This is a genomic window from Rhodoferax sp. U2-2l (genome assembly GCF_020594515.1).
Classification (GTDB): domain Bacteria; phylum Pseudomonadota; class Gammaproteobacteria; order Burkholderiales; family Burkholderiaceae_C; genus Rhodoferax.
In genome coordinates, this window is sequence record NZ_JAJCTH010000008.1 from 31,530 (window position 1) to 47,183 (window position 15,654).

Sequence of the window (15,654 nt, forward strand, 5' to 3'; positions counted from 1 at the left end):
TCCTACCAGGCGCGCGCCAGTTGCGCAAAACCCTGCGGCGCCAGCTTGTCGTTGTCGAAGGTGACCACATCCCAGGCGTCGGGGTGGTTGAGCAGCTCGCGCAGCAGCAGGTTGTTCATCGCGTGGCCGGAGCGAAACGCGCTGTAGGCGGCCAGCAGCGGTTTGCCCAGCAGGTACAGGTCGCCCATGGCGTCGAGAATTTTGTGTTTGACGAATTCGTCGTCATACCGCAGGCCACCGGCGTTGAGCACCTTGTAGTCGTCCATGACGATGGCGTTGTCCATACCACCGCCCAGCGCCAGACCGTTGGCGCGCATCATCTCCACGTCTTTGGTGAAGCCAAAGGTGCGGGCGCGGGCAATGTCCTTGGTGTAGGAGCCGGTGCTCATGTCAAACACCACGCGCTGGCCGGTCGAGTCCACCGCCGGGTGGCTGAACTCGATCTCGAAACTGAGCTGGTAGCCGTGGTAGGGCGCCAGCCGGGCCCACTTGACGTTGGCACCTTCGCCCTGGCGCACCTCCACCGGCTTGAGCAAGCGGACAAAACGCCGGGGGGCGTTTTGCATCTCGATGCCCGCGCTTTGCAGCAAAAACACGAACGACGACGCCGAGCCGTCCAGAATCGGCACCTCTTCGGCGGTGATGTCCACATACAGGTTGTCCACGCCCAAACCCGCGCAGGCCGACATCAGGTGCTCCACCGTGTGCACCTTGGCCTGGCCGTGCGAGATGGTGGAGGCCATGCGGGTGTCGGTCACCGCCAGGGCGGAGACCGGAATGTCCACCGGCTGTGGCAAATCCACCCGGCGAAAGACGATGCCGGTGTCAGGCTGCGCCGGGCGCAGGGTGATTTCCACCCGCTGGCCGCTGTGCAGGCCCACGCCCACGGCGCGGGTCAGGGTTTTGAGGGTTCGTTGTTTGAGCACGCGGCGATTTTACTTTTTCCATGGTCACCGCGAGATCGCCCGTGCGGTGTGTGGACTCAGACCACCCGACGGGCCGGGCAAGCGCCTTCAGCCCCCGCAAACCGGCGCGGCTCAGGCGCCTGCGGGCGGCGTGAACATCAAAAACAGCGCCTCATCCTCTGCCGCCACATGCTTGGCCAACTCGGCCAAAAAGGCTTGCCAGCCCGCTTTCACAGCGGCCAGCGTGGTTTGCTGGGCCGGTGGCACGACCAGGGCGTTCAAGCGGGCGGTCATGCCAGCGGTGTCCAGGCTATGGCGGGCATGCTCTTGCATCATGTCGTCGATGAGCAGCCCGATCAACGTGTTGCCGCCCTGCGCCATCATGGGGAACAGGCGCATTTCTTCCTTGAACATGTGCGCCTCCAGCTCCACCATCAGGGCCTGCAGCTCGTCGGCAAAGCGGGTGCCCTCCGGGCCGGCAGGCAACTGTTGGGCCAGCGCGATCAACGCGGGCAGGTCCTGCCGGTGCTTCTCATGGAATTCACTCAGGATGTAATCCATCAGGTCTGGGGCAGTGGTGGGGAGTGTCTGGGTCATGGCGTGAAGTCCATCAAAGAAAAAAACAGGGGATGCCGTCGCAGCGGTGCTAACCCAGGCCAAGCCAGTAGGCCAGCAGGATCAGGCTGGTCACCGTGATCAGCCAACCCAGCATCAGGCGGCGCCACCCTACCGGGGCGTGGCGAAGTTCCATGAAGTCGTTCATCACCCAGACACCCTTGAACACAGCCAGGGCAAAGATGGCCAGCACCGGCAGCATGCCACCTCGGCCTACCTGCCCTGACTCGCCCAGCCACCAGGTGATGGCGGTGGCCACAAGCAGCATCGCCCAGATTCGATTCACCGAAAAAAAACGCAGGGTCACGGGCCAGTCCTTCCCTACCGCATCACATAAATCAGCGGAAACAGCACGATCCACAGCAGATCCACCATGTGCCAGAAGGCAGCGCCGGTTTCCAGCGCGTGCACGTCGCCCGGCCCGTAGCGGCCGCGCAGGGTTTGCACGGTCAGGATGGCGAGAAACACCATCGCCGCCAGCACATGAAAAAAGTGAAAGCCGGTCAGCAAAAAGTAAAACATGTAGAAGGTGTTGGTGGACAAATCCACGCCTGCCGCCCATTTGGCAGCGTATTCCATCAGCTTGATGGCCACAAACCCGCCGCCGCCCGCCAGCGCGGCCAACAACCAGGCGGCGCCGCGTGGCACAGCGCCGCGCTTGACCGACTGAATGGCCCGCACCACGCACCAGCTGGCCGTGATCAGCAGGGCGGTATTGAGGCCGCCATAGGTCAGGTCCAACGTGCTTTGTGAGGCATTGAACAGCGGCACATCTTGCAAGCGTGCAAAAGCGTAAGACACAAAAAAGATGCCAAACGTCAGCAGTTCGGCCAGGATGATCAACCACACAGCCAAGTCACCCACCAACCGGGGCGCGGTGGCGCCTTGCGTGGCGCGTGGGGTGCTCGCGGTCGGGGCTGTGACAAAACTCATGGGGCACGATTGTCCCGGCCCGCGCCGTCACTGTCCTTGTTTTGGTTCAAGTTTGGCGCACCGCCCTGGGCAGCCTGACCTGACAACGCTGCCGTTGGATGCCGCGCCGCGCAGCGCGTGCACGTTGTTGGAGATTGGCTTTTTATTGAACCGGTTCAAGGTCAACGCGGGCGCCAAGGCCTACGCTCCCGGCGTGCCCAGATCACGATTCGCGCTTGGTCTGGCGGCACGACATGACGGAGCACTCAGGATGTCACCCCCGAAAAAATGCGTTTGTTTCACCCCCGCCGCCCAGGCGATGGCGCTGATGCTGATGGCCAGCGCCCCACTGCAGGCCCAGCCCCTGCCGCCAGAGGCGGTCGGGCAGCTCAAAGAAGTGGTGGTGAGCGCCAGCCGCAGTGTGCAGGCCATCGCTGACCTGACCGTGTCGATGGCGGTGGTCGGCCCGGACACGCTGGAGGCCCAGCAGATCAACGACATCCGCGATGTGGCCAAAACGCTGCCCAACATCAGCGTCAAGCGGGCCCCGGCGCGCTTTACCGTCACCGGGCGCGGCAACCCCACCGGGGCGGACGGCAATGCGGGCTTCAGCATCCGCGGGCTGGGCGGCAACCGGGTGCTGATGCTGGTGGACGGCGTGCGCGTGCCGCGCAGCTACATCAACGGCAGCAACGCTTTTGGCCGCGACACGGTGGCCCTGGGGCTGGTCAAGCAGGTGGAACTGATCCGCGGCCCAAGCTCGGCGCTGTACGGCTCGGACGGGCTGGCCGGGCTGGTCAACTTCATCACCCTGGCCCCGGCAGACTATCTGGTCACCGCCGACGGCCAGGCAAAAGACAGCGGCGGCAAAGCCTGGGCCAGCTACGGTGGCGACGACGAAGGCCTCACGCTGGGTGCCACGCTGGCGCGCCGCGCGGGTGACCGGGCCGAATGGTCCCTGACCGCCGTCACCGAACGCGCCCATGCGCTCGACAACTGGGGCAGCGTGGACGCACCCGACACCCGCCGCACCACCCCCAACCCACAGACCAGCACCGGCCAAAGCCTGCTGGCCAAGCTGGTGCTGCGCCCGGTGGCGGGCCAAACGCACACCTTCAGCGCCGAGCATGTGCGCAAAAGCAGTGATGTGGAGTTGCTGTCCAGCCGGGCGCAGACACCCACACCGCTACCCTTGAACTACAAAAGCCAATCTACAACCGACAAGGCGACCGCCCTGGCTGCCTCCATCGTGGGTGAGTCATCGGACTACACGCTGGCGCGCAGCCGGTTGACCTGGGACGCCAGCTACCGCCTGAATACCGCCGTGGCTGACCGGCTGACCACCGTGCTGAGTTGGCAAGACAGCGCCGCGCTGTCCGATGGTCAAACCCGACTGCAGACCCTGTGGCCCAACGACGGACGGCGGTTGCGCCGCACCTCGTACGACGAGCGCAGCTTGCAAGCCAATGTGCAGGCTGAAAAAGTGTGGCATCTCTCCGCCGATTGGGGCCACAAGCTGACCTACGGCCTGGACGTCGCGCAAACCGATGTGTCGAGCTATGCCGATGGCAGCGACCCGTCGCCGCTGCCAGTTTTCACACCCAAAAAGTATTTCCCGGACACCCGCGACACAGCGCAGGCCATCTACCTGCAAAGCGAATGGCTCAGCGAGCGCTGGAGCATCACGCCGGGCGTGCGGTTTGACCGGTTTTCGATTGACGTGCGAAGCCAGGACGGCTACTTCCCGCCCGCCGCAGCACCTGGCAGTTCGCTGTCAGGCTCAGCGGTGTCGCCCAAACTGGGGGTGTTGTGGCGTGCCACACCGCAATGGTCGCTGTACGGCAATTACGCCACCGGCTTTCGGGCACCCGAGGGCCAACAAGTCAACAGCACGCTGGAAGCATCAACCGCCAAGCTGCTGGCCAACCCCGATCTGAAACCTGAAAAAAGCCGCACACTGGAATTTGGTGTGAAGGGACGTTGGGATCGGTTGGCGTTGGACATGGCCCTTTTCACCAGCCGCTTTGACGACCTGATCCAGGAGAAAAAGAACCTGGGCACCGCCAACGGCTTGACCGCCAGCAGCGCCAACCCGACGCTGTTCCAAACCGTCAACATCGACCAGGCCAGCATCAGCGGCTTTGAAATTCAAGGCCAGTACCACTGGGGCCAGGTGGCTGGCGGGCAACTCTGCACACCGTTCAGCTATGGCCGCGCGCGTGGCACCAACGATGTGACCGGTTTGCCGCTCAACAGCATCGACCCCGCCACCCTGAGCCTGGGCCTGAGCTACCGCCAGCCCGCATGGGACGTGCAACTGACCCTCAACCACAGCGAAGGCAAACACGTGGACGACCTGGACAGCCCTTACGTTGCTGCCAACACCACACCCCGCCCGCCCAACCCGCAATTCCTGCCCGCGGCCACCACCACACTGGACCTGCACACCCAGTGGCGACCACGCCGGGGCGTGCGCCTGAATTTCGCGGTGATCAACCTCACCGACCGCCGCTACTGGGCCTGGTCTGACGTGCAAGGTGTGGCCAGCAACGCCACGCCCTTGCTGGTGGACGCCTACACCCAGCCGGGGCGGCATGTGAACCTCTCCTTGGTGATGGACTTTTGAGACGCTCAAGTGGCTGATTTCCATGACGACTTTCGAGCAACTTCTCAGCCCTTGGCAAGGGCCAGCAGGGGTACTTTGGCATGAAGTTGCACATCGGCATGACCAGCAGACGTGGTCTGAGCCACCACGCGGTGGTGACTGCGGCCAACGTGCATGACAAACTCCCGCTGCCTGAGTTGTTGCATGGCAAAGAGCAACGCGTCTATGGCGACAGCGCCTACGCCAGCCAAAATCCAGAAGTCGTTCACACGTGTGGCACATGTGTTTGCTGTGGTCAAGCGCCTGTGGGGTTTTGGCAAGGTGCGTTCACGTGGGTGCCATTTCGGCAATTTTGTTCCACCTGGACCACAGGGCGCTGCTTCAACAGCACTTGATCAACCTTGCCTAAAAGCTATTGGGTTGTCGCATCTCAGGGCACGGCGTCATCTGCCAGGCCGTCATCGACACACATACCGGCATGACCGGTGGGGTCACGTCTAAGGCTGGCAGCAGCAGGACCCGCCCCGCCGCTGACCCCACCACCTGCGCCGCCGACAGCCGGTAACCGGGCGGCACGCCCAGGCGGGCACGTGCGCGGCGAATGTCCAGGTTGATCACCTGAACCTGGCCGCCTGCTTCACCCCGGGCCCAGCGGGCGCGGCCCAGCACATGCGGGCTGGCACGGTCCATCCAGAAGTCGTCCAGCGGCTGATCGAGCCGGGTGGCGCGAACGCCTAAAAAGCCGGGGCGCGGCAGCCCTTCTTTCAAGCGGTAGTCGTGCACCAGGCCGTCATAAATCACGTCCGCTTGCGGGTTGTAGGAAATCTCCCACAGCACCTCGGCACCGCCAAACGCCACCACAAAGCTGCGTCGCAGCGGGTGGTCTTGCAAGCGCACCGGGGTCAACACCTCGTTGGCGGGGATGGCAGCGCTGACCTCCGGCCAGGGGTAACGGCGCACCGGCCTGCCCAGCGCGTCTTGCAGCAGCAGCGTGCGGGTGAACGGCTCGGCCGTCAAACGCCACAAGCCGTCCTGAGAGACGGCTTGTGTTTCAACAGGCAGCGCCCAAACGCTGCCACATACGCCCAACGCGGCGAGCACCGCCACAAAAAGCGTGCGCTGCCGCATCTTGCGTCGGGCCCGGACTACAGTTTGAGAATGTAGTCCACCACGGTGGCCAGATCAGCGTCACTGATCTTGTCGGGGCCGTTGGGAATCATCGGGATCGGCCCGTAAACACCCTTGCCGCCCAGGCGCACTTTTTCGGTCAGCAGCGCCTTGGCGTCTTGCCCTTTGTATTTGGCAGCCACCACTTTGTAAGCGGGCCCGACCGATTTTTTCTCAAGCTGGTGGCAAGCCAGACAGCCGCTCTTGGTCAAAATTTCGTCCGGGGTGGCTGCCTGGGCGCTCAGCGATAGCGCCATGGTGGTGACCATGGCGGTCAATAACAATATGGTTTTCATGGGGGTCACCCGTCTTTGAATGTGGCGATGAAAGCCATGGCGGTCAGAGCCGCCATGGTGGTTTGGAGGCGTGATCAATACACGTCGTGCTGGGTGTTGTGCACGTTGAAGTGGCCGGTGGGCGTGATCAGGCGCGGGTCTTTGATGACGGCCTTGAGGGTGAGTGTTTTGTCATCCACCACCACCATGGCGCTTTGCTTGTCCTTGGCTGACCAGACCGAGATCCACACCTCGTCACCCGCTTTGTTGAAGTCGGGCTGCAGTGCGCGCATGGCACCCCCGTCGGTGATGCCCGCCCACTTGGCAATCGGCAACACGGTGAAGCCCTTGTCCAGGTTCTTGATGTCAAACACCGCGATCGACTGCGACACCGCCGGGTCCGGGTTCAGCGCCGTGTCCACATACAGATGCTGGGACTTGGGATGGCTCTTGATAAAGAGCGAGCCGCCGCCCTGGCCGGCCAGGTCGGCCACCTTCTTGAAGGCAAACTGTTTGTGTTTGACCGGGTCGGTGCCAATCAGCGAGATCGACTCGTCACCCAGGTGGCTGGTGGCCCAGACCGGGCCAAAGGTCGGGTGGACGAAGTTGGCGCCCCGGCCCGGGTGCGGGGTTTTGCCCACATCCACAATCGCGGCGAGTTTGTTCAGCTTGGCGTCAATCACCGTGATCTTGTTGCTGTTGTTGGCAGCCACCATGAAATAGCGCTTGCTGGCGTCCCAACCGCCGTCGTGCAGGTAACGCGCCGAGCCGATTTCGGTGGTTTTCAGCGCGTTGATGTCGGAATAATCCACCAGCATGGTTTTGCCGGTTTCCTTGACATTGACCAAAAACTCCGGCTTGTACTCGGACGAGACGATGGACGCCACGCGCGGCTCGGGATGGTATTCCTGGGTGTCGACCGTCATGCCGCGGGTGCTGACGATTTTGAGCGGCTCCAGCGTGTCGCCTTTCATGATCACGTACTGCGGCGGCCAGTAATCACCGGCAATGACAAATTTGTCTTCATAGCCCTTGAACTTGGAGCTCTCCACCGAGCGCGCCTCCAGGCCCACGCGAATTTCGGCCACGGTATCCGGTTTTTCCATCCACAGGTCGATCATGTTGACCTTGGCGTCCCGCCCGATGACAAACAGGTAGCGCCCGGACGCCGAAATACGCGAGATGTGCACCGCGTAGCCGGTTTTCAGGATGCTGATGATCTGCTTGGAGTCGCCATCAATCAGCGCCACCTCGCCCGCGTCGCGCAGGGTGGTGGAGAAAATGTTGCTGATGTTCAGCGAGTTCATCTTTTTCTTGGGCCGGTCCTCCGGCTTGATCAGCACCTTCCAGGTGCTTTTCATATCGGCCATGCCCCACTCGGGTGGCTGGGGTGGGTCTTGCTGGACATAGCGCGCCATCAGGTCCACCTGCGCTTCGGTCAGGTCACCGGAGGTGCCCCAGTTGGGCATCCCAGCGGGCGAGCCGTAGTTGATGAAGGTTTTCAGGTACTCGGAGCCCTTGGCAATGGTGATGTCTGGCGTCAGCGGTTTGCCGGTGGCGCCTTTGCGCAACACGCCGTGGCAACCGGCGCAACGCTGAAAGTAAATGTCGCGGGCCTCGTCAAACTCGGCACGGGTCATTTTGGGGGCGTTGGGGTGGGTGCTTTGCACCATGGGCACGTTGGCCAAGGGTGACGGCGCGGCCTGGTAATTGGCCTCACCTGGGGTGACGCCCTTTTTCTCCTGGGCAAAAGCCACCAGGGACAGGGTGGTCAGCACCACTGCAGCGACCTGCGTCAAGCGTCGGTTCTTCATGTTGTTATCTCCAGAATAGGCACAGCCAAATGCAAGGAGGGTGACCTCTTGACTCGCCGAAGGCTGCAGCTACTAGAGGCGAGTAGCGGCATTGTTGATCTGGGGTTGGGGCGCGTCCTTGAAGCAGATTAAGAGAACGCGAGCGCGATGGCCCGCATGGGGGTCCGCGCCAACCCGGCACGACGCCAGCATGGGCAGGCCCCATCTACAGGGCTGGCGGTGGTCGCTGTGGCGCGACAGCCCCGTGGGGCGATTCAGGGTGGGGCGACTGGTGGACCGCGCTAGCTACCAGCCAATTTGGGCGATATCGCCCGCAAAAAGCGCGAGGGCGCCAGCCACCCGGGTGGCTGGCGCCCTCGCATTGACGACATCAATCCGCCTGTTTGCGCAAGAACGCCGGGATCTCGAAGTCATCCATGCCGCCGCTGGACAGCGCATCGACCTTGGCCGCTGCGGTGGTGCGGTCGCGGGTGCGCCAGACGCTGGGGGTGGCCATGGCGCCGTAGTCGGGCTGACTGCGGCCCAGCGGGGCGCTGGTCATCAAACCGGTGACCTGGCCGGCATGGGCCTGGGTGTCCAGCGTGGGCATGTTGAACGGCACGTCATGGGTGCCGGTGCGCAGCTGCACCTGCGGCTGCGGCGGGGCCACCACCAGCTTGGGGCGCGCACCCTGGCGGCTCAGGCCGGTGGCCACCACGGTGACGCGAATCTGGTCGCCCAGGTTGTCGTCATACGCGGTGCCGTAGATCACATGCGCGTCAGGTGACGCATAAGCGCGGATGGTGTTCATGGCCAGCTTGGACTCGGACAGCTTCAGTGAGCCCTTGGCGGCTGAAATCAGCACCAGCACACCCTTGGCGCCCGAGAGGTCAATGCCTTCGAGCAGCGGGCAAGCCACGGCGTGTTCGGCGGCGATGCGGGCGCGGTCCGGGCCGGCAGCCAGCGCGGTGCCCATCATGGCTTTGCCGGGCTCGCCCATCACGGTGCGCACGTCTTCAAAGTCGACGTTCACATGGCCGGGCACGTTGATGATCTCGGCAATGCCGCCCACGGCGTTTTTCAGCACGTCATTGGCGTGGGCAAAAGCTTCGTCCTGGGTGGCGTCTTCACCCACCACTTCGAGCAGCTTCTCGTTGAGCACCACGATCAGCGAATCGACATTGGCTTCGAGCTCGGCCATGCCGTTGTCGGCGTTGGCCATGCGGCGCGGGCCTTCAAACTCGAACGGCTTGGTGACCACCCCCACGGTGAGGATGCCCATTTCGCGCGCCACGCGGGCAATCACTGGCGCGGCGCCGGTGCCGGTGCCGCCGCCCATGCCGGCGGTGATGAACAGCATGTTGGCGCCGTCGATGGCTTCGCGGATGTGTTCGATGGCCGACTCAGCCGCATCACGCGCCTTGTCGGGCTTGCTGCCTGCGCCCAGGCCGGTGGTGCCGAGCTGGATGACGCGGTGCGCGTCGCTGGTGGACAGGGCTTGCGCGTCGGTGTTGGCGCAGATGAATTCCACGCCTTGCACGGCGCTGGCAATCATGTGGGCCACGGCGTTGCCGCCGCCGCCGCCGACACCAATCACTTTGATCTGGGTGCCCTGGTTGAAGGCTTCTTCGTCGATGAGTTCAATGGTCATGGTGTGCTCCTTGGGGGTTCAATGGGTAAAAAATCAGGGTTAAAAAAGATTCGGGACAAAGGGGGCGCCGGTGGCGGGTCAAAACATCGCCATCGGCCCGGTGGACTTGCGGATTTGGCCCCCACGCTTGCCGCTTCGCGTGCTGCGCTGCCCCCCGAGGGGGCCTTCGCGCCTTGGGGCGGCCCGGCGGCGCTCATGTCGATGCTCTGTTGGTTCATGTCAGAAGTTCCCCACAAACCAGTCCTTGATGCCGCTGAAGGCGGTTTTCATGGAGCCGTTTTTCTGCGCCACCTTGAAGCCGCGCATGCGGGCCAACCTGGCTTCTTCGAGCAGGCCCATCACGGTGGCAGCACGCGGCTGGGCCACCATGTCGGACAGGGCGCCGGTGTATTTGGGAATACCGCGGCGCACCGGTTTCAAAAAGATGTCTTCGCCCAGCTCGACCATGCCGGGCATGACACAGCTGCCGCCGGTGAGCACGATGCCGCTGGACAACATTTCTTCAAAGCCGGACTCTCGCATCACTTGGTGCACCAGGCTGAAAATTTCTTCGACACGTGGCTCGATCACCCCGGCCAGCGCTTGGCGGCTGAGCATGCGCGGGCCGCGGTCACCCAGGCCGGGCACTTCCACCTGCGCCTCGGGGTCGGCCAGCAGCTGCTTGGCCCAACCGTTTTCGACCTTGATTTCTTCCGCGTCTTTGGTGGGCGTGCGCAGCGCCATGGCGATGTCGCTGGTGATCAAATCTCCGGCAATCGGGATCACCGCGGTGTGGCGGATGGCGCCACCGGTGAAGATGGCCAGATCGGTCGTGCCCGCGCCAATGTCGACCAGCGCCACGCCGAGTTCGCGCTCGTCCTCGGTCAGCACCGACTGGCTGCTGGCCAACGGGTTGAGCATGAGCTGCTCCACCTCCAGGCCACAGCGGCGCACACATTTGATGATGTTTTCTGCCGCACTCTGCGCGCCGGTGACGATGTGCACCTTGGCCTCCAGGCGGATGCCACTCATGCCGATCGGCTCTTTCACGTCTTGCCCGTCGATGATGAACTCTTGCGGCTCCACCAGCAGCAGGCGCTGGTCGGTACTGATGTTGATGGCCTTGGCGGTTTCCACCACGCGGGCCACATCGGCGGCGCTCACCTCGCGGTCCTTGATGGCGACCATGCCGTGCGAATTGATGCCGCGGATGTGGCTGCCGGTGATGCCGGTGTAGACCCGCGTGATCTTGCAGTCGGCCATCAGCTCGGCCTCTTTCAGCGCCTGCTGGATGCTTTGCACGGTGGCGTCGATGTTGACCACCACGCCGCGCTTCAAACCGTTGCTGGGCGCCACGCCCAGGCCGGCCAGCTTGAGCTCGCCGCCGGGCATGACCTCGGCCACCACCACCATCACCTTGGCGGTGCCGATGTCCAGACCGACAATCAAATCTTTGTACTCTTTTGCCATGATGTCACCTGTTGTCCTGCATTACTGTTTCTTGATGTCTGGGGTGTCGAGCGTGGTCACACCGTCGAGCCGAATCGCATAACCGTCGCGGTGCCGCAAGTCCACCGAGGCCAGTTGCTCTGGCGTGCGCTGGTAACGCGCGGTGACCTGGGTGGCGGTCTGAACGAATCGATCCAGCCGCGCCAGCAACTCTGGCGCGCCGCCACTGCCCAGCGCGACCTTTGTTCCGGTGTTGAGTTGCGCCTGCCAGCCGCCGCGCGGCGACAGTTCCAGGGCCTCCACACTCAGGTCCAGCGGGTCCAGGGTGGGTTGCAGCGTCTGGTACATGGCCAGCACCGTGGCCGACTGGCCGACCGGGCCACTCAGGCGTGGCAGGTTGTCTTGGTCCAGCTCACCCGCGTTGGCCTCGAACACTTCGCCAAAACTGTTGACCATGCTGGAGCTGCCGTCTTCACCCCAGAACGCCACCGCCTGATGCTCCTGCAAGTGCACCTTCAGCCGGTTGGGAAACTCGCGCCGCACCACGGCCTGGCGCACCCACGGCATGGTCTCGAACACCTCGCGCGCCGCCGTCACATCGAGCGTGAAAAACGTGCCTTGCAGACGCGGCATCACATTGGCGCGCAGCGTGATGGCGTTGTAGTGTTTGACATCACCGGTCACGCTCACCCCCTGGATGGCAAACGCCGGCGAGCGCGCGCCCCAGCCCAGCCCGGCGCCCAGCAGCAACAGACCCGCCGCGACAAACAGCAGCGTGGCCAGCCCATTCATCAGGCGGACATCCAGCGGCAGGGGCGCGGCAGGTTTCATGCGGCGGCGTAATCCAGGGTGGCGGATTGCAGGATCTGCAGGCACAACTCGGCGTAACCGATGCCTGCGGCCTTGGCCGACATGGGCACCAGCGAGTGGCTGGTCATGCCCGGGCTGGTGTTGATCTCCAGCAGATACGGCTGGCGGGTGACGGCGTCGATCATCACGTCGGCCCGCGCCCAGCCGCGGCATTGCAGGCTGCGGAACGCTTTGAGCACCAGTGCCTGGATCGCGGCTTCTTCGCCCTCGGGCAGGCCGCAGGGCACCAGGTACTGGGTGGTGTCGGTGAAGTATTTGTTCTGGTAGTCGTAGTTGCCATCAGGCGCCACGATGCGGATCACCGGCAGCGCGCGGGCCTGCGCGCCGCTGCCCAGCACGGGAATAGTGACCTCGTCACCTTGGATGAATTGTTCGCACAACACTTCATCGTCCAGGCCCGCAGCCAGCGCGTAGGCTGCCGCGCATTGGTCGGCGCTGGTGACTTTGGTCAGGCCCAGCGTGGAGCCTTCGCGAGCGGGTTTGACGATCATCGGCTGACCGGGTCGGGCCAGCTCGGCATAGGCTGCGAGCGTCTCCTGGGCGCTGGTGACGTTGCGCCAGGCGGGTGTGGGCAAGCCATCAGCCCGCCACAGACGTTTGGTCATGATCTTGTCGATGGCGATGCTCGAGGCCATCACGCCGGGGCCGGTGTACGGGATGCCGAGCAATTCGAGTGTCCCCTGCACCGTGCCGTCTTCACCAAAGCGGCCATGCAGGGCGATGAAGCAGCGGGTGAAGCCGTCTTGCTTCAGCTCGCTCAGCTCACGCTGGCTGGGGTCAAAGGCGTGCGCGTTGACGCCCAGCGACTGCAGCGCCTGCAACACGCCGTTGCCCGACATCAGCGACACCTCGCGCTCGCCCGACTGGCCGCCCAGCAGCACGGCCACCTTCTCGGAATGGATATCCAATGGATGCATAACCTCTATTCCCCTTGCGCTTGTAGCTCTTTTTTGGAGAGCAGTTCAACCACCTTGGCGCTGACCGCGCCAATCGAGCCTGCGCCCATGCACAGCACCACATCGCCACCGCGCGCGTTGTCCGCAATGGTTTGCGGCAGGTCGGCCACGGCATCCACAAACACCGGCTCGATCTTGCCGGCCACGCGCAGCGCACGCGCCAGGCTGCGGCCATCTGCCGCCACGATGGGCGCCTCACCGGCGGCGTAGACCTCGGTCAGCAGCACGGCATCGGCCTGGGCGATGACCTTCACAAAGTCGTCAAAACAGTCGCGGGTGCGGCTGTAGCGGTGCGGCTGGAAGGCCAGCAGCAGGCGCCGCCCGGGAAAGGCGCCGCGCGCTGCTGCCAGCGTGGCCGCCATCTCGATGGGGTGATGACCGTAGTCGTCCACCAGGGTGAAGCTGCCGCCGTCTGCGGTGGGCATCTCGCCATAACGCTGGAAGCGTCGGCCCACGCCCTTGAAGTTGGCCAGCGCACGCAGCACCGCGTCGTCGGGCAGGCTCAGCTCCACCGCCACGGCAATGGCTGACAAGGCGTTGAGCACGTTGTGCCGACCCGGCAGGTTCAGCACCACGTCCAGATCGGGCATCACCAGGCCGTTGCGCCGCTGCACGGTGAACAACATCTGCCCGTCCACCGCACGCACATCCACCGCACGCACCTCGGCACCTTCTTCAAAGCCGTAGCTGGTGACCGGGCAGGTCACTTGTGACACGATGGAACGCACCGCCGCGTCGTCGGTGCACAAAATGGCGGCGCCATAAAACGGCATGCGGTGCAGGAAGTCGACAAAGGCCTTTTTCAAGTTCTCAAAGTTGTGACCATAGGTTTCCATGTGGTCAGCGTCGATGTTGGTCACCACCGCCATCACCGGCAGCAGGTTCAAGAACGACGCATCTGACTCGTCGGCTTCCACCACGATGTGGTCGCCCTGCCCCAGCCGCGCATTGGCGCCAGCGCTGTTCAAGCGCCCGCCAATCACAAAGGTCGGGTCCAGCCCGGCCTCGGCCAGCACACTGGCGACCAGGCTGGTGGTGGTGGTTTTGCCGTGGGTGCCGGCAATGGCAATGCCTTTTTTCAGCCGCATCAGCTCGGCCAGCATCAGCGCACGTGGCACCACCGGGATGCGGCTGTGCCGGGCCGCTTGCACCTCGGGGTTGTCGGCCTGCACGGCGGTGGACGTGACCACCGCATCGGCACCATCGACATGGCTGGCGGCATGGCCGACAAACGTCTGGATGCCCAGGCTGGCCAGGCGCTGCAGCGTGGCGCTGTCGGACTGGTCGGAGCCGGAGATGGTGTATCCCAGGTTGAACAAAATCTCGGCAATGCCGGACATGCCAACGCCGCCGATACCGACAAAGTGAATGTGTTGAATAGCGTGTTTCATCGGGCGAGTTCCTCACACGTGGCCACCATCTGGGGGGTGGCATCGAGTTTTTGCATTTTTTTGGCGGCCAGCGCTGTGTTCATCAGGGTCGGGCGGGTCATGTTGGACAGCCTGTCGGCCAGGCTTTGGGCGCTCAAGTCGCGCTGCTGCACCAGCCAGCCCGCGCCCTGGTCGACCAGAAAACGCGCGTTGTGCGTCTGGTGGTCGTCCACGGCCGCGGGGAACGGCACAAACAGCGCGGCGGCACCGACAGCGGCGATTTCGGTCACCGTGCTGGCGCCAGCGCGGCAGATGATCAGGTCGGCATCGGCAAAGGCTTGGGCGGTGTTGTCGATGAACGGCGTCAGCTCGGCGGCCACACCGGCTTGCGCGTAGTTGGCGCGCAAGGCATCAATCTGCTTGGCGCCGCTTTGATGCACGACGTTGGGGCGCTGCCCGGCGGGCATCAACGCCAGCGCCTGCGGCACGATCTCGTTGAGCGCTTTGGCCCCCAGACTGCCGCCCACCACCAGCAGCTTGAGCGGCCCGCTGCGCGTGGCAAAGCGCTCGGCCGGTGTAGGCAGGTTCAGAAACGCCGCGCGCAGCGGGTTGCCGACCCATTGGCCGCCTTTGACCACGTTCGGAAAGGCCGTGAAGACCCGGACCGCCACCTTGGCCAGCACCTTGTTGGCCAGGCCTGCCACCGAGTTTTGTTCATGCAGCACCAGCGGCTTACCCAGCAGCACCGCCATCAGCCCGGCCGGGAAGGTGATGTAGCCGCCCAGGCCCACCACCACATCGGGCTTGACACGACGCAGCACCTGGAGGCTTTGCCAGAAGGCTTTGAGCAGACGCAGCGGCAACAGCGCGAGGGTGCGCAGGCCCTTGCCACGCAAGCCACCAAAGTCAATCGACTCAAAAGCAAAACCTTGCGGCGGCACCAACTGGCTTTCCATGCTGGGCGCGCCCGGCTGGCCACGGCCCCCGAGCCAGTGCACGCGCCAACCTTGTTCGCGCAGCGCCTGCGCCACCGCCAACCCCGGGAAGATGTGCCCGCCCGTGCCGCCAGCCATGATCAGGGCGCACTTGCTCATACACGGCCTCCGT

Annotated in this window: 14 protein-coding genes and 1 pseudogene; 2 read left to right on the forward strand and 13 right to left on the reverse strand. The window is 64.0% G+C overall.

Annotated elements, in window-relative coordinates; all coding sequences use genetic code 11:
* Positions 1-2: 2 nt before the first annotated feature.
* From lpxC to LHU53_RS08925, 4 genes are all read right to left on the reverse strand, one after another.
* Complete coding sequence (gene lpxC, locus LHU53_RS08910) at positions 3-926, reverse strand: UDP-3-O-acyl-N-acetylglucosamine deacetylase (protein ID WP_227332294.1); 924 nt, start codon at positions 924-926, stop codon at positions 3-5.
* Between the two features lie 111 nt (positions 927-1,037).
* Entirely contained in the window at positions 1,038-1,502 is a 465-nt protein-coding gene (locus tag LHU53_RS08915; protein WP_227332295.1) for a hemerythrin domain-containing protein, read from the reverse strand.
* A gap of 49 nt (positions 1,503-1,551) precedes the next feature.
* Positions 1,552-1,827 carry a cytochrome C oxidase subunit IV family protein gene (locus tag LHU53_RS08920; RefSeq protein WP_227332296.1) on the reverse strand — a complete coding sequence of 92 codons (276 nt, stop codon included), beginning with the start codon at positions 1,825-1,827 and terminating at the stop codon, positions 1,552-1,554.
* 14 nt (positions 1,828-1,841) lie between these two features.
* On the reverse strand, positions 1,842-2,453 hold the full coding sequence (locus tag LHU53_RS08925; protein ID WP_227332297.1) for a cytochrome c oxidase subunit 3: 612 nt from the start codon (positions 2,451-2,453) through the stop codon (positions 1,842-1,844).
* 250 nt (positions 2,454-2,703) lie between these two features.
* Here LHU53_RS08925 and LHU53_RS08930 point away from each other — a divergent pair, with 250 nt between their 5' ends.
* Positions 2,704-5,058, forward strand: coding sequence for a TonB-dependent hemoglobin/transferrin/lactoferrin family receptor (locus tag LHU53_RS08930; protein ID WP_227332298.1), 2,355 nt, complete (start codon positions 2,704-2,706; stop codon positions 5,056-5,058).
* A 56-nt stretch (positions 5,059-5,114) separates the two neighbouring features.
* Positions 5,115-5,373: pseudogene (locus LHU53_RS08935) on the forward strand (transposase); the annotation flags it as partial.
* Between the two features lie 69 nt (positions 5,374-5,442).
* On the opposite strand, the gene LHU53_RS08940 reads toward LHU53_RS08935, so the two are convergent.
* From LHU53_RS08940 to murG, 9 genes are all read right to left on the reverse strand, one after another.
* Positions 5,443-6,165 (reverse strand): hypothetical protein, encoded by a 723-nt coding sequence (locus LHU53_RS08940; RefSeq protein ID WP_227332299.1) that lies wholly within the window; start codon positions 6,163-6,165, stop codon positions 5,443-5,445.
* A gap of 17 nt (positions 6,166-6,182) precedes the next feature.
* Complete coding sequence (locus tag LHU53_RS08945) at positions 6,183-6,500, reverse strand: c-type cytochrome (protein WP_227332300.1); 318 nt, start codon at positions 6,498-6,500, stop codon at positions 6,183-6,185.
* Positions 6,501-6,574: 74 nt separating this feature from the next.
* Entirely contained in the window at positions 6,575-8,293 is a 1,719-nt protein-coding gene (locus LHU53_RS08950; RefSeq protein ID WP_304621929.1) for a cytochrome D1 domain-containing protein, read from the reverse strand.
* A 370-nt stretch (positions 8,294-8,663) separates the two neighbouring features.
* On the reverse strand, positions 8,664-9,923 hold the full coding sequence (ftsZ, locus tag LHU53_RS08955) for a cell division protein FtsZ (RefSeq protein WP_227332301.1): 1,260 nt from the start codon (positions 9,921-9,923) through the stop codon (positions 8,664-8,666).
* A 219-nt stretch (positions 9,924-10,142) separates the two neighbouring features.
* A complete protein-coding gene (gene ftsA / locus LHU53_RS08960; protein WP_227332302.1) occupies positions 10,143-11,372 on the reverse strand; it encodes a cell division protein FtsA in 1,230 nt (409 codons plus the stop codon).
* A gap of 21 nt (positions 11,373-11,393) precedes the next feature.
* Positions 11,394-12,182 (reverse strand): cell division protein FtsQ/DivIB, encoded by a 789-nt coding sequence (locus tag LHU53_RS08965; protein WP_227332303.1) that lies wholly within the window; start codon positions 12,180-12,182, stop codon positions 11,394-11,396.
* A complete protein-coding gene (locus tag LHU53_RS08970; RefSeq protein WP_227332304.1) occupies positions 12,179-13,138 on the reverse strand; it encodes a D-alanine--D-alanine ligase in 960 nt (319 codons plus the stop codon). Before LHU53_RS08970 ends, LHU53_RS08965 begins: the two co-directional genes overlap by 4 nt.
* A 5-nt stretch (positions 13,139-13,143) precedes the next feature.
* Positions 13,144-14,568, reverse strand: a complete 1,425-nt coding sequence (gene murC, locus LHU53_RS08975) for a UDP-N-acetylmuramate--L-alanine ligase (RefSeq protein ID WP_227332305.1) — start codon at positions 14,566-14,568, stop codon at positions 13,144-13,146.
* Positions 14,565-15,641 (reverse strand): undecaprenyldiphospho-muramoylpentapeptide beta-N-acetylglucosaminyltransferase, encoded by a 1,077-nt coding sequence (gene murG, locus LHU53_RS08980; protein ID WP_227332306.1) that lies wholly within the window; start codon positions 15,639-15,641, stop codon positions 14,565-14,567. Before murG ends, murC begins: the two co-directional genes overlap by 4 nt.
* Positions 15,642-15,654 lie beyond the last annotated feature (13 nt).